This window comes from Rhizobium tibeticum (assembly GCF_900110205.1).
GTDB lineage: Bacteria > Pseudomonadota > Alphaproteobacteria > Rhizobiales > Rhizobiaceae > Rhizobium > Rhizobium tibeticum.
Window position 1 is genome coordinate 35,795 of record NZ_FOCV01000029.1, and the last position, 24,913, is coordinate 60,707.

Consider the following 24,913-nt stretch of genomic DNA (forward strand, 5'->3'; position numbering starts at 1 on the left):
AAGTTTATCTGCGGACGATACGGCCAGAATTGACGGAAAAATGAACCGGGGCGGTCTACAAAGTCATCAGACTATCCGCTGGGCGGTCGCCTACGGCTTGTTCGGCGCACCTCGCTCAGGAGCGTCGATAGCCTTCGCATTGGCAGCACTCTCGATCACGGGGAACCCTGCTAGTGGAGCTACGGCGCTCGCGGCCATGACAACCGCGCAACTTGTCGGAGCCCTGCCAATTGCCCGGTTGGGGCGGGGTGCGAACTCGATTGCATTTTTCAAGGTTCTTTTAATTATTCGGACGGCAGCGCTCTTGGCGTGCGCCGCTGCGTGTGGGACGGGCGCACCGTACGCAGTTTTCATCGCTGCGGCAATGGCCGCCGGCCTCGTGCAAGGTGCGGCCTTCGGCTATCTGCGCGACAGCGCAAACTACCTTGTGGTTCAATCACAGATGACAAGGGGCCTTGCTTTGGGAGCTTTTGCATCGGACCTCACCTTCCTCCTCACCCCGATCTTGGCGGCCAGTCTTGGATCGTTATCCGCATCATTCTCGATAGCCGCAATCGCAATACTCGGCGCGGTGCCCGCAATGATCTTGCCGTCTGCACAAAACAACGGAGAGCCCCAAGCGGCGAAGCCCCGCACCAAATCGCTAACGCCTGAAGTCCTTCTCTGGCTCGGATGCGCCTGTGCCAGTTCCGCCGCGATCAGCGGCATCGAAGTTGGCGCAGTGTCGCTCGCGATGGGGTTCAACCTGCAAGCAGGGTACGGCGCGATATTCACCGGAACCCTATGTGCGGCGTCGCTTGTCGGGTCCATAGGAAACGGCCTACTCAACAGAGCCTACTCGAAGCTGCAGGTCGCGGCGATGTTCCTCTCGATTATTATCGGCACAGCGCTGATACTTCAGAATTCCTTCGGTTTATCGATACTCGGCTGCGCGCTTGTCGGGATATGCGCCCCATCGCTCGGCATCCACTACTCATTGCAACTCAACAGATTGGTGACGCCAGAGATGAGGGCTGAGGTTTTCTCCGTGCTGAAAATTTCGACTTCATTGGGAACTATCCTAGCCTCGGCGACGCTCGGCTGGACGTCTGTCACGCTCACCCTGACCGCCTCGATATGGATGCTCGTTTGCGCGCTGGGGGCAATTCTCTTGAAGGACTTCATCGTTGGGCGACGGCTGACCAAGGCGCCCCTCAGCGGCGGCGCTGGACTAGCGACAGTTCCTGCCCTGGCAGCGAGGCGCCTAAGTGAACGGAACGACCATTGATGTCAATGTCACTCGACGAGGAGGCAATCACGTCCGGGTCCAACGACGGCATAGGGATTCTGAACAGCCTGCCCGGCCTGGTCTGGACAACGGACGAAACAGGAACCCTCCGCTATGCGAACTCACGCTTCGCAGACTTCACCGGCTTGATGATCGAACAGGGTGGCTCGTTGCCGTTGGCAAGCTTTCTGCATCCAGACGATCAGCTCCTCACGGTTGCCGCGAAAAAAGACGCGCAGCAGGGTGGCGTTCAACTCTTCGCCACCCTTTTGCGGCGACGGGACGGACAATTCAAATTGTTCAATCTCTCCGCTTCGCCCATGAACGGGCCGGGAGGGGACGTCTGTTGGCTTGCGACAGAACGCCTTGAGAGGATCGACAACCAGATTAGCAACGCGGATCGTGACTTTCGGAACTTCCTAGACTCGCTGTCACTCCAGGCGCTTCTACTAACTCCTACTCTGGAGCTCGAGTTTGCAAATCAAGCAGCACGGCGTTGGTACGGCTCGTCGCCAGGCGTTCCTATGCAAGACAGACCAGCCAACTTCAATCTTGGCAACCTGGAGGAAATCGCCTTTCAGCTGCAGGCGGGGCAAAACCGAAATGAACCAGCTGTCGTTTCGTATCAAGCGCTCTCTGCCGACGGCACACTGCGCTGGCTGGAGGCACATGTCACTCCAATACGGGAGCAGAGCGGAGAGCTGGCGGGCTATTGCGTACTTCAGACCGACACGCAGGACAATCAGGAAGACTCTTTCCTCCTCGGCGAGGAAATGGAAATTCTCGAAATGATCGCGCGAGGCGCGCCGGCGGCAACTGTCCTTCAACGGCTCTGCGATGTCGTCGAAGACTTGGTTCCGGACCTCGTTTGTGGCTTTCTCGAGCTTTCGCTTGACCGCAAGCTCTTCCGCATGGGCGCGGCTACCAGGCTGCCAGGCGAGTTCAGGGAGATCTTCGATGGCAAGAGCGTGATTTCAGACAAGAATCCCTGCTCCACGGCCGCTCTGACAAAAAGGACTGTCGAGATCGAAAATCTGGCCGAAAGCGACCAGCGTGAGACGTCGATGGGCGAGATCATGTTGGCCAACGGTCTGAATTACTGCCAGGCCATTCCCATTCTCTCCCCGTATGGGAACACGGCCGGGATATTTGCAATCCTACGGCATCAGCAAGCAAACCTTGAACCTCGCGAGCAGCAGATAGTCGATCGAGCGAAGCATATCGCAGCTATCTCCATAGATCGGACACGTCACGAGGAAGCTCTTGTCAGGCGAGAGACGCAGGTCGAGCGGAGCCAGGCGCAGCTCGTCGCCGCTCAACGGATTAGTTCAACGGGCAGCTTTACATCCGATATACAGCGGGATGAAAACATCTGGTCCGATGAGTTCTATCGAATTTTCGACCTCGACCCGGAGCTAGAGCCCAGCATCGATGCGGTCAGGGAACGGGTTCATCCAGAAGACCTGGATCTCTTTGACTTCGAGATGAAGAGAGGGTTTGCTGGTGAGGATGCCGATTTCGTCTTCCGGATCATCAGGACAGACGCGTCCGTCAGCTTCATTCGAGGACTTGCCAGGGTGACACACTACATCGGCGATCACCCGGTCTTCATGGGAACGGTACAGGACATCACCGAGACAAGACGGGCGGAAGATGCTCTCCGACGCGGTGAGGAAGCACTGTTAAAAGCCCGAGAAGAACTCGCGTACGTATCCCGCGTGATGACAATAAGTGCACTGACGACCTCCATAGCGCACGAGGTGAGCCAACCACTTTCGGGCATTCTCGCGAACGCCAATGCATGTGTCCGTCTATTGGCGCTCGATCCGCCGAACATCTCCTCCGCAACAGACACTGCCCGGCGGACGATCCGAGACACCATGCGTGCGACCGAAGTTATCAAGCGACTTCGGGCTATGTTCAATCGGCAGTCTCCAGCCATGGAGGAGATCGACCTCAATGAAATAGCTCGCGAGGTCATTGCACTATCGGCGCGAGACATGCGTGAGAAATTTATCGTCCTGGAGGCCAGGCTGACGCCAGATCTCCCGCCTGTCAGCGGCGATCGCATTCAGCTTCAGCAGGTCATTCTGAATATGGTCCTGAACGGGATCGAAGCCATGGCAGAGATCGACGGGCGACCTCGCCGTCTGCTCGTGCGAACCGCGCTGGCCAGCGAGGACATGCTCACTTTGTCGATCTTGGATGCGGGCGTCGGCATCGCCGCCGACGCTGCGGACAAGATGTTCGAACCATTTTTCACGACGAAGCGGAACGGGATGGGTATAGGCCTCTCCATCAGCCGCTCGATCATAGAAAATCATGGTGGCCGGATGTGGGCGATTCCGAACGACGGACCAGGCGCGACTGTTGCCTTCTCTCTTCCGAGCCTTGGCAAGCCGATTGACTGATCGGCGACGTGAAGTGAGCGCGCCATCCAGCCGATACCTAAGTCTGGTTTTGCAACGGCTCGAAGACAGCTATTCTCTGATCATCGCCTCCTCCTCCTGCGGCGATACGCTGATGCAGCGACAGCGCTCCCGCGTTCTCCCCTCCGCCGGAGCGCGCGGATCCTCCCGGTCCGCTGAAGGCCGTCTCCACCCGCCCGGAGACGACCTTTTTTCGTGTCATTTCCCCAGCCGATCTGATACCGAACTCGAGTTACCTTTCATGTCATTAAGAGGCCGCGAGATACCCACCTCCCGGCCCTATTCCTCATTGACGTCCGGCTAAGCGGCAGCGCCAGACTTTATGCTCGTGAGGAGCGTGACGAGTGCCTGCGCTCCGGCGGTCGACGACGCCGGGTTTTGTCCCGTGATAAGCTTGCCATCCGTAATCGCAAAGCTCTCCCAGTTTGCCTTCTTCTCGTAGAGACCCCCCAGCCGCTTGAGTTCGTCCTCAACGAGAAACGGTACGACCTTCGTAAGTTGCACTTCCTCTTCCTCGCCGTTGGTGAAACCTGTCACCCGCTTGCCCTTGACGATCGGAGCGCCGTTGTAGGTTACTCGGTGCAACACGGCGGGCGCGTGGCAGACTGCCGCGACGGGCTTGCCGGAGTTGTAGAACGACTCAATCAGCTTGATCGACTCGGGGTTGTCAACGAGATCCCACATGGGACCATGGCCGCCAGGATAAAAGACCGCGTCGAAATCGTCAGAGCGCACGTCACTTAACTTCGTGGTGGTCGCGAACACTCGTTGTGCGGCCTCGTCGTGCTTGAACCTCGTCATGGCAGGCGTCTGGTTCTCGGGCAGATCGCTCTTCGGGTCGATCGGCGGCTGACCGCCCTTGGGGGAGGCTAGCGTCAAATTGACTCCAGCATCGCGGAAGACGTAGTAGGGGGCGGCGCCCTCTTCCAGCCAGAAGCCTGTCTTGCGCCCTGTGCTTCCGAGTGTGTCATGAGAGGTGAATACCATGAGGATTTTCATTGTTCAGCTCCATCAAATTCTGTTCGACAGCAGAATAGCTGCACTCAAGAACTATTGAGGATCAGCGCTCTTCGCACTTGGACGATGGTATCGCCAACACCTTGGTATCGGTTGACGTATGAAGTCGAAGGCCGGCGTTTTGCCGATGTTGATGTTTAACTGCCACCAAGGAAGCAAAGCGGTTGACCGGCATTGTTTCGCAAGCCGCGGCTATGGATTCTCCGCACTAACCTTCGATTGATGTAGAGGTCGCGCGGTAGCGTTTCGCACTGGTGGAATCCCGACGCACGAGAAATTCTCGGATCTCATCTCCAGAAACAAGTTCTTTCTTCTCCAGCAGTTTGGCGACCCTTTCGACGTCCTCGCGTCGCCTGCGGATGATCGCTTTCGCACGTTCCGACTCGGCGCCAAGCAGCCGCTCCACCCGGCGATGGAGCACCGGGTCCGATCTCCGCAGGTTCTCCAGTTCAGGAGAGCTCTTCGCGCTGCTAAACGAAAGGGCCTTCCACATACGCTCACCGCCAGGGGGCTGCTCCGACCCTTCATCAACAAGAGCGAGAAGCGGGGACCCACGCCTCTCTTTGCCCTCAAGGATCTCGACGACCTCGTAGAAAGCCTGGCCGCGTCAAGCACGTTCGGCGTACGGCGGCCTGAGGGCATGGTCTTATCCTAGATGCGCGCGAGGTGGCCGAGCATCAAGAACGCCAGTTTCATAGCATGGAGTGCGGAGCTATTTATGAACGCTACTGGTCGCTGCACGATCTCTCACTTGAGCTCTCCACGGATACCAACGGCCTTCGCCGGGGTCGCTTGGCTCGCGGAAACAGCTTCCGCCCGCTCGCCGATCGCCATGTGCCTAGCCTATGCGGCAACGAAAGCAGCCAATCCCGCTTTCTTGCGATGGCGTCCTGGACCAGGTCCGGATCTCCGTCGATCAACCCTCAAGGGGTCGGCTAGCAAGCTGCCGCCGCTCTGTCTTCGCCTAAGCGGTGATCGCGACCGTCCTGTTCCTTTGAGGAGCCATCAGCGGGAATTGGCCCGCATCCGATGGAGCACTCGAACATGGCACACGATCTTTCCCTCGCTCAGTCTCATGCCTTCCACCTCTGCAACGACCTGATGGTCCCGATCACCCTCTTCAAATCCGGCAACGAATTCGGCGTCCTTCCGTCCGACGAACTCGATGACGAAGACGATCTTGAGATCGTGCATGAATATGAGCCGTGGTGACTTATGGTCAGCTCAGGCTCGATTGCCCTGCTTTGCAGGGCATCTCCCCTTTTCACCTGCGCATAATCCGCCTCCGATCAAAGGCGGTTGACTTCATCCATATATCCATTATTCTGGATATATGGAAAGCAACAACGCAATAACGGCCCTTTCGGCCTTGGCCCAGAACACCCGCCTCGAGACGTTTCGTCTGCTTGTCCGACACGAGCCGGAGGGCATTCCGGCTGGCGAACTCGCCCGGCTGCTCGATGTCCCGCAGAACACGATGTCGGCACATCTCGCGACACTGTCCCGTGCCGGTTTGGTCAAGAGCCAGCGCGAGAGCCGATCGATCATCTATCGGGCCGACCTCGACGGTCTGCGCGACCTGACACTTTTTCTGCTGAAGGACTGCTGCGGCGGATCGACAGAGCTTTGCGCACCCCTCATCGCAGAACTGACGCCCTGCTGCGCTCCGGAGGCGAAGCCATGTTGAGCGCGATCACATTACGCGAAGTGCCCGGTAGCAACGCCCGTCTCCGCGAAGCGCTCCACGCTGCGGATCTTCCGACCGATGATATCGAAGATGGAGGCCGCGCCTTCTTTGAAGCCGTTTCGGGTGGCGACGAGATTGTCGGCTATGCCGGCCTCGAACGGTGCAGCGGCGATTACCTGCTGCGGTCCGTTGTCGTACTTCCGGCGCATCGGGGTTATGGTCTGGGACGGGCGATCGTCGAGGAAACGCTGCAAGGCGTTGGCGGCGATGTCTTCCTCGCTACCACGAGTGCCGCACCGTTCTTCTCGACCATCGGGTTTTTCGAGGTGCAGCGAGCCGAAGTGCCGGCCGCCGTTCTTGCGACCCGCCAGCTTTCCTCCATCTGCCCCTCGTCGGCGACCATCATGAAGCTCAACAGGCCTCCGACCTAACCACGGACCACGACCATGACTGACAAGACCTATAACGTGCTGTTCCTCTGCACGGGCAATTCCGCTCGCTCTATTCTCGCCGAGTCCATCCTGAACAAGGAGGGCGGCGGCCGGTTCAAAGCCTATTCCGCCGGCAGCCAGCCGAACGGCGAGGTCAATCCGCACGCGCTGAAGGAACTGGATGCGCTCGGCTATCCATCGACGGGTTTCTCGTCGAAGAGTTGGGACGTGTTCGCCGAGCCTGGTGCGCCAGAGATTGATTTCATCTTCACCGTTTGCGACAGCGCAGCCGGCGAAGCCTGCCCGGTATGGATCGGCCATCCGATGACTGCCCACTGGGGCGTCGAGGATCCGGCGGCCGTCGTCGGGACTGAAGTCGAGATCCAGCGTGCTTTCGCCCAAGCTGCACGGTTCCTGAAGAACCGGATCACCGCCTTCATCAACCTGCCCATAGCCTCGATCGACCGCTTGGCCCTCGAACACCACGTTCGCCAGATCGGTTCGCTCGAAGGCGCATCGGTCAAATCCGCGAAGGCCGAGTAAGATGTCGACATTTGAACGATACCTGACCGTTTGGGTCTTTTTATGCATCATCGTCGGCATCGCGCTTGGACATCTGATGCCTGGCGTGTTCCAGGTGGTCGGGGCCGCCGAGGTTGCCAAGGTCAATATCCCCGTCGCGATCCTGATCTGGCTGATGATCATCCCGATGCTGCTGAAGATCGATTTCCGATCGCTGGCGCAAGTCGGCTCTTACTGGCGCGGGATCGGCGTCACGCTGATCATCAACTGGGCGATCAAGCCGTTCTCTATGGCTCTGCTGGGATGGCTGTTCGTTGGTTGGCTTTTTCGGCCCTATCTGCCGGCAGACCAGATCGACTCGTATATCGCAGGCCTAATCATCCTTGCCGCAGCACCCTGCACCGCGATGGTCTTTGTTTGGAGCAACCTGACACGAGGTGAGCCGCTGTTCACCCTATCGCAGGTGGCCTTGAACGACGCGATCATGGTCGTCACCTTCGCGCCGATCGTCGGCCTGCTACTCGGTCTCTCAGCAATCACCGTGCCGTGGGCGACGCTGGCCCTGTCGGTCGCGCTCTATATCGTGGTTCCCGTCATCATCGCGCAGGTGCTGCGGAGCCGCCTGACAGCCGATGGCACGACGCGCGCGCTCGACAGCCTGCTCGCGAAGCTTCAGCCGATGTCGCTTATCGCACTTCTCGCCACACTCGTCCTTTTGTTCGCCTTCCAGGGGGAGCAGATCATCGCTCAGCCGGCGATCATCGCCTTGCTGGCCGTGCCGATCCTGATCCAGGTCTATCTGAACTCGGGTCTGGCCTATCTGCTGAACCGCATGGCAGGCGAGCGTCACTGCGTCGCCGGGCCGTCCGCACTCATCGGTGCCAGCAATTTCTTCGAACTTGCGGTGGCCGCAGCCATCAGCCTTTTCGGCTTCCAATCAGGTGCCGCGCTGGCGACCGTGGTCGGGGTCTTGATCGAGGTGCCGGTGATGCTCTCCGTCGTCTGGATCGTGAACCGCTCGAAGGGTTGGTACGAAGCATCGCCCGCTGTCGCCCGCAACACCATCACCGAAAGGATCTGACTATGGACGTTACCATCTATCACAACCCGACCTGCGGCACGTCGCGGAACACGCTCGAGCTCATCCAGCATGCTGGAATAGAGCCCACCGTCATCGAATACCTGAAGACCCCGCCGAGCCGTGAGCAGCTCGTCCGGATGATTGCCGAGGCGGGCCTCACTGTGCGCCAGGCGATCCGCGAGAAGGGTACGCCCTACGGCGAACTTGGCCTCGCCAATCCGGACCTCACCGATAACCAGTTGCTGGATGCGATGCTCGCAACCCCGATTCTCATCAACCGACCATTCGTCGTCACGCCGCTCGGCACCAGGCTTGCCCGCCCGTCAGAGGTCGTTCTCGACATCCTGCCGGCCGACGCCTTCAAAGGATCGTTCACCAAGGAAGACGGCGAACAGGTCCTCGACCAGGAAGGAAAGCGTATTGTCTGATCGATTCCCCGCACTGCACGACGACCATTTGCAACCCATCGAGCCGGAATCCCTGCGGCCGGCATTTTCGACCCACAAGCCCAGGATCCTGATCCTTTACGGCTCGCTCCGTGAAGTGTCCTATAGCCGCCTTCTTGCTTTCGAGGTTCGCCGGCTGCTCGAACGTCTCGGATGCGAGGTGCGGATATTCGATCCCGCCGGATTGCCGCTTCCCGACGAGGCGCCGGTCAGTCACCCCAAGGTGCAGGAACTGCGCGAGTTTTCCCAATGGTCGGAAGGTCAGGTCTGGATCAGCCCGGAACGCCACGGCGCCATGACCGGGATCATGAAGTCGCAGATCGACTGGATCCCGCTGTCGCTCGGCTCCGTCCGTCCGACACAGGGCAAAACGTTGGCGGTGATGGAGGTTTCCGGCGGGAGCCAGTCCTTCAACGCGGTGAACCAGATGCGCATCCTCGGCCGCTGGATGCGGATGATCACCATTCCCAACCAGAGCAGCGTGGCTAAGGCGTTTCAGGAATTCGACACAAATGGGCGAATGAAGCCGTCATCCTATTATGACCGCGTCGTCGACGTCTGCGAGGAACTGGTGAAGTTCACCATCCTCACCCGCGATGCCTCGTCCTACCTGACCGACCGCTACAGCGAGCGGAAGGAAGAAGCAGCCGAGCTGGAGAAACGGGTTTCGATGAAGTCGATCTGACGGCTATTTGTGCCGCCAGACTTTAATCGCCGATAGCAGCAGGATCACGGCGAGCGCGGGCAACAGCATCGCGTTCGGAACGATCCCCAGCATTTGTCCGCCGATAAACGTGCCGACGATCGAGCCTGCCGCCATGACCAGTAGGAATGTCTTGTTGCGGCCGAGGACCGAGAAGCTTTGGTCCCGGCTGTATCTGGTAAATCCGACCAGCATTGTCGGCAGGCTGACGGCGAGTGAGAGAGAGCCTGCAAGTTTGATGTCGGCTCCGAACAGTAGGACGAGCGTCGGGATCAAAAGTTCACCGCCTGCCACGCCGAGCAGTGAGGCGACGATACCGATCGCAAACCCCGCGACGATACCTGCTGCGATCTGTGCACCGCCCGATAGAAGCGGCTGTCCCGCCGCGGCATCGTGGCCAAAGATCAGGACGAGCGCGATGACCACGAGGAGTGCCGAGATGACCTTATACAATGTCTCGGACTTCAGACGGGTCGCCCATCCGGCGCCGAACCACGCACCTGCAAGGCTTCCGGCGAGCAGATTGACCACGATTTGCCAATGTGAGCCGATCTCGCTGAAGGGAACGGTCGCCGCGCGGAATGGCAGGGCCGAAGCGACAACCACCAGGCTCATAGCCTTGTTGAGAATGACGGCCTCCAGCGCCGCAAAATTGAAGATGCCGATAAGAAGGGGAAGACGGAATTCAGCGCCGCCAAGCCCGATCAAGCCACCCAACGCCCCGATGATCCCGCCCCCAGCGAAGGCTGGAACGAGCTTTCTCTGCGCCGTGTCGTTGGTCGTCTCGGTCATCTGATTGCCCTGTTAAATCGATAGCGATCCACTAGCATGTCCAAGCACGCGTATCCGAACAAAACTTCAGGCGTTTTCCACGAGCGCGCCGGTAGCCTGCGATCTTGCCGACATCGCCACCGCGACAAACGCCGCAATGCTGATCGCGCCAAGACAGGCGTTTGCAACCAGCGCGAAGCTCAGCCCGATATTCTCCATGGCTGCTGCAAACACGAACGGCGCTCCGGCGCCGACGGCTAGGCGGGCGGCGGCCATCTTGCCGGTGATCGCTCCATATATCCGCCCGATCCGAACAGATAGAGCGGTAGGCTCCCCTGCGCGATACTGTTGATGCCGGAGCCAAGCCCCAGGCAGATGGCGAAGGCGACCGCACCTGGCAGCCAGTTACCCGTCATCAGCAGGATCAGGACGCCGAAGACGATCAACACGGCTGAGAGGATGGCAAGACCCGGCGGCGACAGGTTCTTTCCAAAGACCATATTGATCAGACGGCTCAGAACCTGCGCAGGGCCGAACAGCGAGCCGATCACGACGGCCGCAGCACCCAGCCCGATCGAGCCGAGCATCGGCACCATGTGAGCAAGGATCGCCGCAAGGGTGAAGCCGAGGAGCGCGAAGGCAAACGAGACGATGAACATCGCGCGGCGCCGGGCAGGCGGCGGGATCGCTCCGATCACTGTCTCACGTGTCCGGATCGCCGGGTCGCCAGCCTTCTTGCCGAGGCTTCGGATCAAGAAGTGAAGTGGCATACACAGGAAGAGGTTCAGCGCCGCGAAGACGAGATAGATCTCCCGCCAGGAGAGATATCCGGTGAGGCTTGCCGAGATCGGCCAGAAGATCGTCGAGGCAAAGCCGCCGATCAGCGTCAGGTAGGTGATACTGCGGGAAGCCGTGCGGGGGTCGCTTTCGACCAGCGCCGCGAATGCGGCCTGATACTGGACCATGCCGGACGACACCTCGAGCAGGATGATGGCGATGGCGAAGATCGCGACCGACGGCGACCAGGCACAAAGGGCAAGCGTCATTGCCGCGAGGGCCGAGCCGATAGTCATGATCGTCGCGGCGCCGATCCGGTCCATCTGCTTGCCGATATAGGTGGCAGACAGGCCGCCTATGAACAAGGACACGGAGAATACCCCGAAGACCTCGGCCAGCGACAAGCCGAGATCCTCTGCCATGCCAGGCGCCAGGATGCTGAAGCTGTAATAGAGCGTGCCGTAGCCGATGATCTGCGTCAGGCCGAGAGCCGAGACGATGCCGGCAGGGATCTTCGATCTATGCAACAACGTCACCCTTGCCGGCCGGGCTGCAGCAGTCGTCGCCGCGCTCGACATTCTCTCTGATCGTTGGATGACCGGCACAGCAGTCCTCCATCAGGAATTTGACGAGATCGGCAAGCGTCTCGTAGCTGGCGCTGTAGATGATCGAGCGGGATTCTCTACGTTGGGATATCAATCCCGATCGCTCCAGCTCCTTCAAGTGGAACGAGACGTTTGTTGCCGAGACGCCCATGCGTTCGGCGATCACGCCTGCAGCCAGTCCTTCAGGTCCGGCAACAACCAGTGCCCGAACGATGGCAAGGCGCGTCTCCTGGGAGAGCGCGGCAAATGACAAAAGGGCTTGACGTTCATCCATACTTCAATAATCCTTGAACTGTTGGATTGAGGGATAACGCACATGAACGCGATCGACAAGACAAATTCGACGGACATCAGTCTCGGCCATCTCCTCGATGTGCTTGCGGTGGCGCCGGATGCGCCGCTGGTGTTTAGCTATGACGGCAATCCCGTCCGGCCTGGCTATCACGTCACCGAGGTGAAGGCCGGGATGTTTTCGGCGCTCGACTGCGGCGCCAACCCGGAAGCTTGGTCGGAGATCTTCGTCCAATTGTGGGATATCGACGAAGATGGCCGCACGCACATGCCGGCCGGCAAGTTCGCGGCGATCATCCGCAAAGTCTCCGACCATGTGCAGCTTGAGCCGACGGCAAAACTCACTTTCGAGGTCAGCGACGGAGAGCGGCCGATGGCCCTCTACTGCGCGTCCGCACCGCGGCTCGTCGCCGGCACCTTCGAGGTGTCCCTTGCCGCTCGACCAGCAAGCTGCAAGCCGCGGGATCGCTGGCTGGCGGAGGCCAAATCATCCTGCTGCGGGAGGGCGAGCACGTCGTCGAAGTGCTGCGCTTGAGCCGCCCAAACTGGTGCGCTCCCGGACGTCACGCCGGGAGCGACGGGCTTATAGCGCCTGAAGGAATGCCATCAACTTGTCGGGCGGCCGGTAGCGAACACCTGTCGCGTTGACCGGCTGAAGCCGGCTGAGCGCGTCTTCCTTCATCGCAAGGTCAGCCTCCATGTAGACATGCGTCGTGCTGATGTCCTCGTGTCCGAGCCAAAGCGCGATCACGGTCAGATCGACGCCGGACTGCAGCAGGTGCATCGCCGTGGTGTGCCGGAAGGTATGCGGCGATATCGCCTTTGCCCTGATCGATGGAACGCCTTCGCCGGCAGCATCGACGGCGAGGTCGAGGCGTTGCCTCACGCTGGAGCGGGATAGGCGCGCACCCGAACTGTTGGGAAAGAGGTAGGCATCCGCCCCACGATCATGAAGATCCTGCATCCATCTCTTCAGCGTTCGTGCGGTTTCATTCCAGAGCGGCACGCTCCGACGCTTCCGCCCCTTCCCATGCAGGTGGACGACCGGCGCAGTCTCCAGAATGACACTGCCGGCCTGAAGGTCGATAGCTTCGGACACGCGCGCGCCAGTGTTGTAGAGGAATGCAAACAGTGCCCGGTCACGCCTGCCGGCCCAGGTTTTGGGATCGGGCGCGTTGATGATCGCCTCGACCTCGGGCCGGGTCAGGTATCCGAGGACTTGCTTGTCATGCCGTTTCTGCGGGACGGCGAGGCTGCGTTCAATGACGGCCAAGGCGGTAAGATCCTCATGCGCGGCATATTTAAGGAACACCCGGATTGCGGACAGCCGTGCATTTCGGCTCCTGACGCTGTTTGCCCGATCACGCTCGAGGTGATCCAGGAAAGCCAGGATCAGGTCGGCGTTGAGGTCGGGCAAGGTCAGGTTCGTCGGAGTTTTCCCGATCCGCTTCTCCGCGAAGGCCAGCAGGAGCTTGAACGTGTCTCGGTAGGCCGCGACCGTGCAAGGGCTCACCGCTCTTTGCTGGCGCAGATGATCAACGAAGAAGCGCTGCAGCAGGGTTGGAAAGGAAGGTGTGGCGTCAGTCATCGACGTCGCCTCCGACGATAGCGGCACCTTCGAAGCGATGGCCACCTTGCGGCATTCCTAAGAAACATTGGATGTTGGCGCGGGCTGTAGGGTATACCCGAACGACTTTGCTCTTCGCTCGAGATTGGTGAGGACACGTCGACGGTAATTCTCCTCGTAGTTGGAGGCTCCCGGATCGCTGTATTCCATACCGTGCCGCAGGGTATTGTAGAACAAGACGGCGATTTTGCGGGCCGTGGCAGTGACCGCCTTGGCCTTGCCGACGCGTGCCGACAGACGCCGATAGAATGCCCCCAACGCGGTCTGAGTGCGTCCAACCGCAACCGCAGCAAGTCGCAGTAGCGCCGCGGCCCGGCTACCAGATCGTCGGGTCCGTGACGACAACACTTTGCCGCTGGAGATTTTGTTGCTTGGTGAGAGGCACAGCCAGGAGGTGAAGTGCTTGGCATCAGGCCAGGCCGAGAGGTTGGTCCCGCACTCTCCGACCAATTTGAGCGTCAGATAGGCCCGAGCCCGCGCATCTGAGTGACATCGCAGCCGAGCCCGTACAGGGCGGCGCGAACATCGAGGCTGGGTCATTGGATTGGTAAACGTCGTACAACTCCAGCGCCTGGGTCAGGGCAAAGATGTGCTCTTCGCGATCATTGCCGCGAGCGCTTGACGGATCGTCTCCGCAGACGCATGGCAGCGTGGGTCGCGATAGGACGCCAGAACCATCGGGTCGCGCTCACCGGCCGCGGTCGGGTTTCAGCCGTCGCCTTCTGATCCGATGATGCTCATAATTGGGCTGCATGACCTCAATAGCGCGCTGAAACCGCAGGGGACTTCGGCGCAATTGCCGGGCAACTCGGACTGCATCGTTCGACGATTTTCCGTGCGCTCAGACGCAGGTGTTTGAGGATCGGCAACATGACTGCGGGTTTCACAAAGTCGCGGACAGACATCGCGACGGATTCAGATCGATTTTCGTGAGCGCCGATCTGGCACTTTGCACTTTGTCCTCGTGGTTTGAGCGAGGACAAGATGCCCAGACGGAAGCAAGCGAGACATACCAACGTGAAGGATATCCGATCGATCCTGCGGCTGACGTTCGAGCAGGGATTGTCGATACGTGCCGTGTCCGAGCGGTTGAAGATAAGCAAGACGTCGATTTCGACGTATCTTCTTCGGGCGCGAGAAGCAGGGCTTGCGGCTTGGCCGCTTCCCACAGGCCTGGATGATGACGAGGTTCTTGAGGAGCGGTTGTTCCGGCGAATGGGACGACCTCCTCGCGACACCGACGAACCGAACTGGTCCAAGGTTGCCACTGAGCTGAAGCGCAAGGGAGTAACCCTCCATCTCCTATGGCAGGAATACCGGGAATCCCATCTGGACGGCTATGGATACACCTGGTTTTGCTGCCGATTTGCCGATTACGAGAGCCGTGCCAAGCCCACCTATCGCAGCCGCCATGTTGGCGGCGTGGCGATGGAATGCGACTATGCTGGCCACACGATCCCGATCATCGATCCGTCGACTGGCGAGATCCGCGCGGCGCAAATCTATGTGGCTGTGCTTAGCGCCTCGCAACTGACCTTCGCCTATGCCAGCTTCAGTCAGAAGCTGCCGGATTGGATCGAGGCCAACCAGCGAGCCTTCAGCTTCTTCGGTGGCGTAACAAAGACCACGATCTGCGACAACCTCAAGTCGGCGGTGGCCAAGGCCCTTTGGTTCGAGCCGACATTGAATGCGACGTTTGCCGCTTTTGCCGAGCATTACGACACAACCGTTGTTCCGGCACGCCCGCGACATCCTCGGGATAAGCCGTCCGCTGAAGGGACAGTTTTGATTGTGGAGAGGTGGGTCTTGGCCAGGCTTCGCAACGAGCGCTTCTTTAGCCTTGTCGATCTCAATATCCGTATCAGCGCCTTGATCGAAGATCTCAACACTCGAACGATGCGGCGATATGGAAAGTCTCGACGCGCGCTGTTCGATGAGGTCGAGCGCACGCAGTTGAAGCCGTTGCCGTCAACGCCGTTCGAATATGCGGAATGGAAGACCGCAAAGGTCCATCCCGATTACCATATCGAGGTCGACAAGACCTTTTATTCCGTGCCGCATGGGCTGATCGGAAGACGGGTCGATGTCAGGCTAACGTATCGGGCCGTCGAGATCTTCTTCGATCACAAACGTGTCGCAAGTATCACATCCGGAGCTCGCAGCGCTCAGGCCACGTCACCGTCAATGAACACATGCCCAAGGCGCACCAGCGCTATGCAAACACGACACCCCACACGTTGCGCAGTGAAGCAGCAAAGGTCGGGACCAATACGGCGACGTTTATCGAGCGTCTACTCAGCGATCGCCCCCACCCGGAACAGGGTTATCGATCTGCTCAAGGCGTTCTTTCCCTGGCGCGTCGTTACCAATCGGATCGGCTTGAGCTGGCTTGCGAACGGGCGCTGGTAATCAACGCCCTGAGCTATTCGTCTGTCGCCAACATTCTCAGATCTGGTCTCGATCAGGCTCCGGCCATGAGCGAGGCCGTGAAGCCGGCGCCGCCGCACGGCAATATCCGCGGCAAAACCTACTATCAATAAAGAGGACATCAGATGCTGACACATCCGACACTGGAGCAAATGAATGCGCTCGGTCTGACCGGTATGGCAACGGCCTATCGCGAGCTTCTCGATCAAGCTCATGGAAATGACTTGAGCTTCGACGAACGACTGGGGTTGATGCTTGACCGAGAGATCGCCGTCAGAACAGACCGAAGGCTGACAAACAGGCTCGCCACCGCGAAGCTCCGTTTTGCCAATGCTTCGATCGAAGACATCGATTTTGGATCGCATCGGGGTCTGGATCGCCGCAACGTCTTGTCTCTGGCGCAGGGTGCATGGCTCAAAGCAAATGAGAACCTGATCCTGACTGGCCAGACAGGCACCGGCAAGACGTGGATCGCGTGTGCCTTTGCACGCCAGGCGGCCCGCCTCGACTACTCGGTCCTCTATGTCCGCATGCCGCGGCTGTTCGAGGACCTCGCGCTTGCCAGGCTGGACGGGCGCTTTCCACGCCTCATCGACAAACTTGCTCGGGTTCATCTGCTGGTGCTCGATGACTGGGGAACCCATACTTTGACCGATCGGCAGCGCCTCGATCTGCTAGAAATCTTCGAGGAAAGATACCGGCGCAAGTCCACCCTGATCACCGCCCAGCTCCCCGTGGCCGCCTGGCATGAGATGATCGGCGAGGCCACTTTAGCTGATGCGATCTTGGACCGTATTGTTCACAACGCCCACCGCATAACGCTCGAAGGCGACAGCATGCGGAAGCGGAAAACACCAACACACTTGACCGGCGTCGAAATAAGCGAAATCAATCATCCCTAACAGCAACCAGGCAAGCGGAATTCGATCGAACCCGCTGTCCGCGACTTAGCGAAATGCTTGTCCGCGACTTGTTGAAATGGCTGTCCCGATTCACTGAAATCCGCAACATGACGGGAAAGCTGCCTGAATCGGACTGGGAATGGTATTCTTTGTGCCGGTTAGTGCGAGGTAAGGCGCTAACGCTCAAAATGAGGAGGACTTTGTGCTGATCAAAGGTGAACGCACATTTGTCGTCCGCGACATGGGAGGCTTCATCGTCCACATCAACATGCCTGGATGGCTGCAACACAAGCCGACTGATCACGGTCACGGTCCTCTCGCTATGGTCGTCGAATCCATCCTCCATCCGGGTCGGGTCATTGCGATGCACGAGCACCGAAACGATGAAATCATCTCCTGGGTGCCGGCTGGTGTGATGCGCCACGAAGACAAAATCACGGGCCGACTGATTACCGACAGAAACAGCCTTATGGTGATGAATGCCGGACGCAGCTTTTGGCACTCTGAAGAGACGCTACAGTCCGATCCGCCCTTGCGCATGCTGCAAGTTCTTGTGCGACCCTCTGCGATGGATCTCGAACCCAAGATTCAGCACGGATCTATCCCACCGGCGGAGCCGAACCAGTGGCGGCATCTCGTAGGCCCGGAGGGTAGCAAGGCCCCCTTCTACGTGCGCAATGCGGTCGATTTCTTTGATATCCGGCTGGAGGCTGACGCGGTTGTGGGATTCCCGCACATGCCTGGACGCGACCTCTATTTCCACGTGTTCAGCGGTTCAGTCGTTGCCGACGGGCAGAAGTTTGACGAGCGCGAACAAGGACTGCTTTTGTCTGGTGCCCCCCTTACGATGATGGCAAAGAGCTCCAGTGTGGTTGTCGCGTTCGTTCTAGATCCGCATGCCCCGGTGGTTCGGAGAGGAACAGTTGGAGATCACCGAAAAATCCCGCCTCCTATCGTCATTCGGGCGGTTAGGGGATGGAAGAGGCTACAGCGCCTATGGCTCGAAAATTGGGGCTTTCGACAGGGCGTGTTCTGGAAGTAATTTATGCGGATACTGTTTTGTGGTAGCTCGGGCGAGTTGGCCGCGGCTCAGAGAGCCATGGGATACGCCTGCATGCAGCGGCATACCGACGCGAAATCGACTTCGTTGATGTCCACGACCGCTCGTATCTCGGCCACCTGCGGATGAGTAGGACGAGGTCCGCCGTGCCTTTGAGGACGATTTACCCGGCCATGGTCGCTGGAGGTGAGCCGCCCGCAAGCGGGATGTTGGTGCGGCTGCTTCGAACGGCGACCGTATTAAATTGGCTTTGGCTTGGAAATGAGCCGCGTCGCGGAATCGGGCTCAGACCGTGGATGCCGTAATAACCGTCGGAGTACAAAAAATTCACTCGGACGACAGTTCCGTGTTGACCCTCCTCATATAAGCAACTGCCGCCAACCGATAATCGCTTGTCTAAGGGATTCGGCGTTTGGGACCTCAGCAGTAGGCGTCCGTCTTCAAAGCGATAGAAATACTGTCGCTGGTATCAAAAATCGCTCACTCAGCGCACGAGCTTGTCGAACGTTGATTTGTCTTTTTCCTGTCAGAATCTCAGACACGACGGACTGTGCGCCTACTTCTGGCACCTCGGACTGGCTAAGGCTCCGCTCTTCCATGATGTAGCGGAGTGCATCAGCTCCGGTCACGTGAGGCATCGGGCGGTTTTGCTCGTCATAGGCCTCGACAACGTCCCCCATGTGAGATGCAAGCAAAGCCAAAGGATGATCCTCATCGTCGCCTACTTCAGCCAGGATCTCGTCAAGTTGCTCCACGAGATGATCATATTCAGCTTCATTGGTCGGCATGGCAAGAAGAGGGGCCACATGCGTCCAGTGCTCGCTTACCAGTTTTACAAGTGCGTTCATCGGGCTAACCCTTCCATTTTCCTTTGTCGTATTCCGTATGGTCCATAATCCGCTGAATATAGACCTTCTTAAATTTGTAGTGCACCACCGCAATCAAGCGCAGCTTGTTGCCACCAATGTCGAACACGTGGTGCTGTCCGACCGTATCTATTGCCGGAAACAGGGACTTCATGTCAGCGAAGTCCGTCGGCTCCGAGGACTTCATTAGTCGATACCAAGTATCCAGGGCATTGGCTGCTTGGGGCCATCGGTCTTTCGCCTCCCAGATCTTTTTCTGTGTAATGACGTGCATAAACCCGGAATCGCGCATCGCATTTTGCTATGGATGCAATTTAGCGAAACCATCGGATTATAGCAAGTTGCTATGGCGTCTTTTTATTCGCATTCGCCGAGGTCCGGCTAGGCCATGAGCAGGATTCTTTAGAATGTTCATAAGTCTGCTGCGCGACTGCACGAAGACAGCTTTGTGAACGATATGACGATGCTCGTTGCCTTCCTCGTCTTCATGACTATACGCTCAAGGAGATCAAGAAGATTCGAAACGCAAACAAGGTCGCCAGGCCGTGTTTAATCAGTTCATGAACGTCAAGAAGATCACCATTGGCGGGTGGGAGCAGGGAACGAAGTAGCCCAGCAGCACGGCCATCAAGATTCTTGATATTGTCGCACGAAAAGGATTGGAAGTGCTGCGATAGCCGCTGTTGGCCGCACTATGCAGGCATTTTCATTTTGGAGATAGGAAAAACCTCAATGCCGCTGCCAGTTGCACCACAACTGCACAGACGAACCGGATTTCGGGGTTGGTGGTGGCTCCTACATAATGCTCTTGGTGTAACCGCGGCTTCGCCTCCTCCTCTCACCAATATGTACAACGCAGAAACCGCACTCGTTCGGACTCACTCGTCGTTGGAGCCTGAGCTGCATTCGATTGGGGTGGCGCGGCCCGGCGGTGGGGCCCGCAGTATATTTCCGACCTTTTGGGATTGTCGCCAATTGCAAAAGCCGTCGCCTTTGGCGTAGGCCGGACTTTCGACGCGTCGCCAATTCCGCGCATATTGAACCGCAAAATTGTGTACGCCCCAATCTCGAAACTGGTCGACATGTGTCAGTTCATGCGCCCACGCGGAGACGTTCGCGGCCGCGCTGGGTTCGCGAAATACCACCACGTCGATCAGGGTGACGGCGTCCGCAAAGCCTCCCTTCTCTAGCAGATGAGCAAGGTTTAGAGAGTCGTCGTTGCCGATCTTGTACCGGACACGGTTCATCGAGTCTTCGGTCGCGTAGCCGGTCAATTGCTCTCGAATATACGGAGGAATCGGCATTGATCCGCTGATCGCGTCATTGCGGCTCTTAATAAGAGCGCTTTCCAGCACCGGCCCAGTCACGACACTGGCTTGAATCTCATTGAGCGCAGAAACGACGCTCTGAAGGGCACTCGCAACAGCATTCGATGAACCGTGATGGCTGTTGCCTGTCTTCTCCTGAATATCACCAGGTTCCGGACCGCCATGCTTTGCGGTGAAGGCCACATCGGAAATGCCGGCGCAGGGGTGGGCGAGCGAAGCCGGTATCAACGTCCCGAGCAAGATCAGGGCGAGACGGAAAATAGTTGAAAGGGTGCTTTGGGAAACTGTCGCGGCGGTGGATCGGGCAACTTGCATAGCCAGTCCCTCAGATTAGTTACCACCATATATACATAATATCTAAAACGATGGTGAGGCCGCTGTTGTTGCGTAATATTTTACTGCGGCCGGAAGCAGGCGCAAAGCGATCAAGTCTTCCGACGCGAGACATGAAGGCGTTGCTGCATGAAGTCGCTGATGCAAGGAAGCCGTGACCGGCAGCAATGAAGCCGGCCGTCGGCGATGGTCGGCTGATCACCAAGTGCCTCTGGGTGATCACGCATGCTGCCCGCACCGAGGGCCCTAAAATCTGCACTGCGGCGAGCCGGTCTATGATCCGAATCGATGCCCTTGGGGAATGCTCGAAACGTTCGAGGTCGTGCAGGCCGGAAAGTTGATTGCGCCGGTCCTTTTGTGTCGACCTCAGCGGATACAGGAGAGCCGGGCGCGAACGGTCGCGCCTGGCTCGCAGGACGAAGTTGCAGCCGACCGGCCTACCCTATCGACATCAGGCTGGCATTGCCGCCGGCTGCGGCCGTGTTGATGGAGGTGGACACTTCCTCCAGCAGCCAGTTGAGGCAATACGCATCCGGGTCGCGCTCAAGCTGCTCCGTGGAGGCTGATTGGGTGAGCAGCAGCGCACCCGGCATCGCGGCGACTTTTGCGAGCATGGCCGAGACACGGTCGGCATCGCCTTCGATCAGGGCACCGGCCATTGGTTCAGCGTCGGCGGAGGTGTCCTTCCAGGAAATCCGCCGCGCGACACTGACGGGAACATGGTTCAGCGTCGAGCGAAGGCTCTCGTCGGCGTCGATGATTGCGCTGTTGCCGGTGGCGAGCACAGCCGAGACCTGGCGAACGAGACCGGTTTGCGAGATCGGAGCGCAAAAGATCATACCACGGGGATGAAGCGCATAGAGATTGCGCTCGCCGACCGGGCCTGCGAGTTCGGTTTCGAGCCCCAGGGCCGACTGGCTGCCGAGATGGCGCGCCATTTCCGCGTCCTCGAAAAGGCCCTGCTGATCCAGCCACTTCGCAAAGTCAGCAAGAGCGGGATCGCTATAAACGGAGCTGTGCTGGGGTGGAATAGGCGGCGTGGTGACCAGCCTTCCAAGATAGAGAGGACCGCCCGCCTTTGGGCCGGTGCCGGACAAGCCGCGGCCACCGAAGGGCTGGACGCCGACGACAGCTCCGATGACGTTCCGGTTCACATAGAGGTTGCCGGCCTTCACCTGTGACGTCACGTTGGCGATCGTTTCGTCAAGGCGCGTGTGGAGACCGAAAGTCAGGCCGTAACCTGTCGCATTGATCTCGTCGATCAGGCGACTGAGGTCCTGACGACGCCACCGGATGACGTGCAGAACAGGCCCGAACACCTCGCGCTTCAGGTCCGAGATCTTTTTGATCTCGATGATCGTTGGCGCAACGAAGGTTCCGTTTTGGGTCGCATCCGGTAACGCGACGCGCTCGACGGCACAGCCGGAACGGCTCATGGCGTCTACGTGCGCCTCAATGATATCCTTGGCTTCAGCGGTGATCACCGGGCCGATATCGGAGGCCAGCCGATTGGTGTTGGCGATCGAAAGTTCGCGCAATGCGCCCTTTAACATCGTCAGCGTACGATCGGCGACGTCTTCCTGCAGGCACAGAATGCGCAGCGCCGAGCAGCGCTGTCCGGCGCTGTCGAAGGCCGAAGCGATCACGTCGCCGACGACCTGCTCGGCGAGCGCCGATGAATCGACAATCATGGCGTTCTGGCCGCCCGTTTCGGCGATCAGCGGGATTGGCTTGCCGTCCTTCGACAGGCGCTTCGCAAGCTCCGCCTGGATGATCCTTGCGACCTCAGTGGAGCCGGTGAACATCACCGCAGCGGCTTGCGGTGCTGCGACCAAAGCTGCCCCTACCCTTCCGTCTCCCGGCACCAGTTGCACAACATCGGAAGGAATACCGGCCTCGTGCAGGATACGGACTGCTTCGGCAGCGATCAGGGGGGTCTCCTCCGCAGGCTTGGCGAGAACCGGGTTGCCGGCGACAAGAGCTGCGGCGACCTGCCCCGTAAAGATTGCCAGGGGGAAATTCCAGGGGCTGATGCACACCACCGGTCCAAGGGGCGCATGCAACGGGCCAAGCGTGCGGCGGGTTTGCTCAGCGTAGTAGCGCAGGAAGTCGATCGCCTCGCGCACTTCGGCGACGGCGTTCAGCAGCGATTTACCGGCTTCGCGCATGATCAGGCCCAACAAGGCTTCCATTCTCGCCTGCATAATGTCAGCAGCGCGATCAAGCAGTGTCGCTCTTTCCGCTGGCGAGACCAATGCCCAGGATGGCGCGACCTTCTGCGCGACCACCGCTGCTGCGGCCGCCTCTTGCGCGCTTGCCTCGCGTACAGTGCCGACAACGTCCCGCTTGTCGGCGGGGTTGACGACGTCGCGTGCCGCTGGCCCACCCTCGATCGGGCCGCTTGGCGCGGCTGCCCACGAGATCGTCGCACTCATCTTCAGCGCCTCTGTCAACCCCTGCAGGGAAGACTCATTTGAGATATCGAAGCCGGCGGAGTTGCGGCGCTGACCATACAGGTCGGAGGGAAGCGCGATCTTATCGTGCTTTTGACCGGGCACCTGCATCCTAGCGACGATGTCAACGGGGTCGGCGACGAGTTCGTCGATGGAGACATTGGGGTCGGCGATCCGGTTTACGAACGACGAGTTGGCGCCATTTTCAAGAAGACGGCGCACGAGGTAGGCAAGCAGGGTTTCATGGGTGCCCACGGGCGCGTAGATGCGGCACGGACGGTTGAGGTTCTGTCGACCGACAACCTCGTCGTACAGCGGCTCACCCATGCCATGCAGGCACTGGAACTCATACTTGCCGACATAGTAATCGGTGCCAGCCATGTGGTAGATCGTGGCGAGCGTCTGCGCATTGTGGGTCGCAAACTGCGGGAAGACTGCATCGGTTGCAGCAAGCAGCTTCTTGGCGCAGGCGATGTAGGACACGTCGGTGTAGATCTTGCGGGTAAAGACGGGGAAGTCATCAAGGCCATCGAGCTGCGCGCGCTTGATTTCTGCATCCCAATAGGCGCCCTTGACGAGGCGAACCATGATGCGGCGACCCGCGCGGCGGGCAAGATCGATGATGTAGTCGAGCACGAAGGGACAGCGCTTGCCATAGGCCTGGACAACGAAGCCCATTCCGTTCCAGCCAGCAAGGTCTTCATCGAGGCACAGCGTCTCAAGAATATCGAGCGACAGCTCCAGCCGATCGGCCTCCTCGGCATCGATGTTGAAGCCGATGTCGTAGGACTTGGCAATCAGCGCAAGCGCCTTGAGCTTCGGCAACAACTCGCCCATCACGCGCCCGCTCTGGGCTCTCGAATAACGTGGATGCAGGGCCGAAAGCTTGATCGAAATGCCGGGACCTTCGTAGATTCCGCGTCGGTCAGCGGCCTTGCCGATGGCATGGATCGCTGCTTCATAGTCTTTGTAATAGCGTTCGGCATCCGCGCCCGTGGTAGCGGCCTCGCCGAGCATATCGTAGGAATAGCGGAAACCGCGCTGCTCCAGCGGCTTGGCCCGTTGCAGCGCCTCGTCGATCGTCTCGCCGGTGACGAACTGCTCGCCCATCATGCGCATCGCCATGTCCACGCCGCGCCGGATGACAGGCTCGCCGCAGCGTGCGATCAGGCGGGTGAGCGCGGCTGAAAGGTTACGATCGTTGACCGTGGAGGTGAGTTTGCCGGTGACGACCAGCCCCCAGGTCGCGGCATTCACGAAGAGCGAGCGACCGCCGCCCAGATGCGACTTCCAATCGCCTTCGGCGATCTTGTCGCGGATCAGGGCATCGCGCGTCGCCGTATCGGGAATGCGCAGCAGCGCTTCGGCGAGACACATCAGCGCAACGCCCTCCTGGCTCGAGAGCGAATATTCGTGGACGAGACCTTCGACGCCAGTTCCCTTGTGCTTGGTGCGAAGCGCCTCAATGAGCTTGCGAGCGGTTGCGGCGGCGCCCTGCCGGACCTTTTCCGGAATCGTTGCGGCATCAACGAGGCGCGGGACACAAACGGTCTCCGGAGTACGGTAAGCCGCTGTAATGGCACGGCGCAGATCGCTTTGCGGTCGGATTTCAGGCGCAAAACCCTCGAAGGGGTTTGCGGCGCCGCGAGACTGCGCGTTAACGGTTTCGTTCGCCACCGGATCGTTGGTGATCGTCATGTCTTTGCTCCAGAGAAGGATAGTGGCCGAACATAGCAGCTCCCATAAAGGTGATTTCACTTGAAACTGGCCGCATACGAATATATTTGCCTAATTTATACGGAAAAGAGAGGCAATGTTGTGAATACTATCGCAAATGGCAGGGAAATCGACCAATTCGATCACAAGATCATCGAGGCCCTTGTCGCCGAT

21 protein-coding genes and 3 pseudogenes are annotated in these 24,913 nt (G+C 59.1%); 13 read left to right on the top strand and 11 right to left on the bottom strand.

The features are described 5' to 3' along the window. Window positions 1-40 precede the first annotated feature (40 nt). Both BSG20_RS25795 and BSG20_RS25800 read left to right on the top strand, forming a co-directional pair. On the top strand, window positions 41-1,267 hold the full coding sequence (locus BSG20_RS25795; protein WP_072379870.1) for an MFS transporter: 1,227 nt from the start codon (window positions 41-43) through the stop codon (window positions 1,265-1,267). 5 nt (window positions 1,268-1,272) lie between these two features. Further along, a complete protein-coding gene (locus BSG20_RS25800) occupies window positions 1,273-3,678 on the top strand; it encodes a PAS domain-containing sensor histidine kinase (RefSeq protein WP_244541435.1) in 2,406 nt (801 codons plus the stop codon). Window positions 3,679-3,996: 318 nt separating this feature from the next. Here the strand turns inward: BSG20_RS25800 and BSG20_RS25810 are convergent, their stop codons facing one another. Together BSG20_RS25810 and BSG20_RS25815 are read right to left on the bottom strand one after the other, a co-directional pair. Further along, window positions 3,997-4,695: a type 1 glutamine amidotransferase domain-containing protein gene (locus tag BSG20_RS25810; RefSeq protein ID WP_072379874.1), complete on the bottom strand. Its 699-nt coding sequence runs from the start codon at window positions 4,693-4,695 to the stop codon at window positions 3,997-3,999. A gap of 226 nt (window positions 4,696-4,921) precedes the next feature. Then, entirely contained in the window at window positions 4,922-5,206 is a 285-nt protein-coding gene (locus BSG20_RS25815) for a hypothetical protein (RefSeq protein WP_143147533.1), read from the bottom strand. Between the two features lie 551 nt (window positions 5,207-5,757). Between BSG20_RS25815 and BSG20_RS36640 the strand changes: the two genes are divergently transcribed. The 7 genes from BSG20_RS36640 (at window position 5,758) to arsH (ending at window position 9,565) form a co-directional block, all read left to right on the top strand. Beyond that, a complete protein-coding gene (locus BSG20_RS36640; RefSeq protein ID WP_167371606.1) occupies window positions 5,758-5,925 on the top strand; it encodes a hypothetical protein in 168 nt (55 codons plus the stop codon). 121 nt (window positions 5,926-6,046) lie between these two features. Further along, window positions 6,047-6,400 (top strand): ArsR/SmtB family transcription factor, encoded by a 354-nt coding sequence (locus BSG20_RS25830; protein WP_072379881.1) that lies wholly within the window; start codon window positions 6,047-6,049, stop codon window positions 6,398-6,400. Beyond that, window positions 6,394-6,831, top strand: a complete 438-nt coding sequence (gene arsN2 / locus BSG20_RS25835; RefSeq protein ID WP_072379883.1) for an arsenic resistance N-acetyltransferase ArsN2 — start codon at window positions 6,394-6,396, stop codon at window positions 6,829-6,831. The genes BSG20_RS25830 and arsN2 overlap by 7 nt, the downstream gene beginning before the upstream one ends. Window positions 6,832-6,846: 15 nt before the next feature. Next, entirely contained in the window at window positions 6,847-7,374 is a 528-nt protein-coding gene (locus BSG20_RS25840; protein WP_072379885.1) for an arsenate reductase ArsC, read from the top strand. 1 nt (window position 7,375) lies between these two features. Further along, window positions 7,376-8,434: an ACR3 family arsenite efflux transporter gene (arsB, locus tag BSG20_RS25845; protein WP_072379887.1), complete on the top strand. Its 1,059-nt coding sequence runs from the start codon at window positions 7,376-7,378 to the stop codon at window positions 8,432-8,434. Between the two features lie 2 nt (window positions 8,435-8,436). Further along, window positions 8,437-8,862 carry an arsenate reductase (glutaredoxin) gene (gene arsC / locus BSG20_RS25850; RefSeq protein WP_083539998.1) on the top strand — a complete coding sequence of 142 codons (426 nt, stop codon included), beginning with the start codon at window positions 8,437-8,439 and terminating at the stop codon, window positions 8,860-8,862. After that, complete coding sequence (gene arsH, locus BSG20_RS25855; protein WP_072379889.1) at window positions 8,855-9,565, top strand: arsenical resistance protein ArsH; 711 nt, start codon at window positions 8,855-8,857, stop codon at window positions 9,563-9,565. The genes arsC and arsH overlap by 8 nt, the downstream gene beginning before the upstream one ends. Window positions 9,566-9,568: 3 nt before the next feature. Here the strand turns inward: arsH and BSG20_RS25860 are convergent, their stop codons facing one another. The 3 genes and pseudogenes from BSG20_RS25860 to BSG20_RS25870 all read right to left on the bottom strand — a co-directional run bounded on the left by BSG20_RS25860 (window position 9,569) and on the right by BSG20_RS25870 (window position 12,010). Beyond that, a complete protein-coding gene (locus BSG20_RS25860) occupies window positions 9,569-10,375 on the bottom strand; it encodes a sulfite exporter TauE/SafE family protein (protein WP_072379891.1) in 807 nt (268 codons plus the stop codon). A gap of 66 nt (window positions 10,376-10,441) precedes the next feature. Further along, window positions 10,442-11,709, bottom strand: a pseudogene (gene arsK / locus BSG20_RS25865) (arsenite efflux MFS transporter ArsK). Next, on the bottom strand, window positions 11,651-12,010 hold the full coding sequence (locus BSG20_RS25870; RefSeq protein WP_072379893.1) for an ArsR/SmtB family transcription factor: 360 nt from the start codon (window positions 12,008-12,010) through the stop codon (window positions 11,651-11,653). The pseudogene arsK and the gene BSG20_RS25870 overlap by 59 nt, the downstream one beginning before the upstream one ends. A 42-nt stretch (window positions 12,011-12,052) precedes the next feature. Here BSG20_RS25870 and BSG20_RS25875 point away from each other — a divergent pair, with 42 nt between their 5' ends. Beyond that, the gene (locus tag BSG20_RS25875) at window positions 12,053-12,562 is read left to right on the top strand and encodes a DUF6428 family protein (protein ID WP_072379895.1); all 510 of its coding nucleotides are present in this window, start codon (window positions 12,053-12,055) and stop codon (window positions 12,560-12,562) included. Between the two features lie 48 nt (window positions 12,563-12,610). Here BSG20_RS25875 and BSG20_RS25880 read toward each other — a convergent pair whose 3' ends face one another. Both BSG20_RS25880 and BSG20_RS25885 read right to left on the bottom strand, forming a co-directional pair. Continuing rightward, window positions 12,611-13,615 carry a site-specific integrase gene (locus BSG20_RS25880; protein ID WP_072379955.1) on the bottom strand — a complete coding sequence of 335 codons (1,005 nt, stop codon included), beginning with the start codon at window positions 13,613-13,615 and terminating at the stop codon, window positions 12,611-12,613. A 57-nt stretch (window positions 13,616-13,672) separates the two neighbouring features. Further along, a pseudogene (locus BSG20_RS25885) lies at window positions 13,673-14,350 on the bottom strand (transposase); the annotation flags it as partial. Window positions 14,351-14,638: 288 nt separating this feature from the next. Between BSG20_RS25885 and istA the strand changes: the two are divergent. The 3 genes and pseudogenes from istA (at window position 14,639) to BSG20_RS25900 (ending at window position 18,025) form a co-directional block, all read left to right on the top strand. Continuing rightward, window positions 14,639-16,194: pseudogene (gene istA / locus BSG20_RS25890) on the top strand (IS21 family transposase). Window positions 16,195-16,206: 12 nt separating this feature from the next. After that, complete coding sequence (gene istB, locus BSG20_RS25895) at window positions 16,207-16,983, top strand: IS21-like element helper ATPase IstB (protein ID WP_072379899.1); 777 nt, start codon at window positions 16,207-16,209, stop codon at window positions 16,981-16,983. A 202-nt stretch (window positions 16,984-17,185) separates the two neighbouring features. Beyond that, the gene (locus tag BSG20_RS25900) at window positions 17,186-18,025 is read left to right on the top strand and encodes a pirin family protein (protein WP_072379903.1); all 840 of its coding nucleotides are present in this window, start codon (window positions 17,186-17,188) and stop codon (window positions 18,023-18,025) included. Between the two features lie 458 nt (window positions 18,026-18,483). On the opposite strand, the gene BSG20_RS25905 is transcribed toward BSG20_RS25900, so the two are convergent. The 4 genes from BSG20_RS25905 to putA all read right to left on the bottom strand — a co-directional run bounded on the left by BSG20_RS25905 (window position 18,484) and on the right by putA (window position 24,721). After that, window positions 18,484-18,891, bottom strand: coding sequence for a helix-turn-helix domain-containing protein (locus BSG20_RS25905; protein WP_072379905.1), 408 nt, complete (start codon window positions 18,889-18,891; stop codon window positions 18,484-18,486). A 4-nt stretch (window positions 18,892-18,895) separates the two neighbouring features. Next, on the bottom strand, window positions 18,896-19,201 hold the full coding sequence (locus BSG20_RS25910) for a type II toxin-antitoxin system HigB family toxin (RefSeq protein ID WP_244541432.1): 306 nt from the start codon (window positions 19,199-19,201) through the stop codon (window positions 18,896-18,898). Window positions 19,202-19,787: 586 nt separating this feature from the next. Then, window positions 19,788-20,552 carry an eCIS core domain-containing protein gene (locus tag BSG20_RS25920; protein ID WP_072379907.1) on the bottom strand — a complete coding sequence of 255 codons (765 nt, stop codon included), beginning with the start codon at window positions 20,550-20,552 and terminating at the stop codon, window positions 19,788-19,790. 455 nt (window positions 20,553-21,007) lie between these two features. Then, on the bottom strand, window positions 21,008-24,721 hold the full coding sequence (putA, locus tag BSG20_RS25925; RefSeq protein WP_244541433.1) for a trifunctional transcriptional regulator/proline dehydrogenase/L-glutamate gamma-semialdehyde dehydrogenase: 3,714 nt from the start codon (window positions 24,719-24,721) through the stop codon (window positions 21,008-21,010). Window positions 24,722-24,913: the final 192 nt, after the last annotated feature.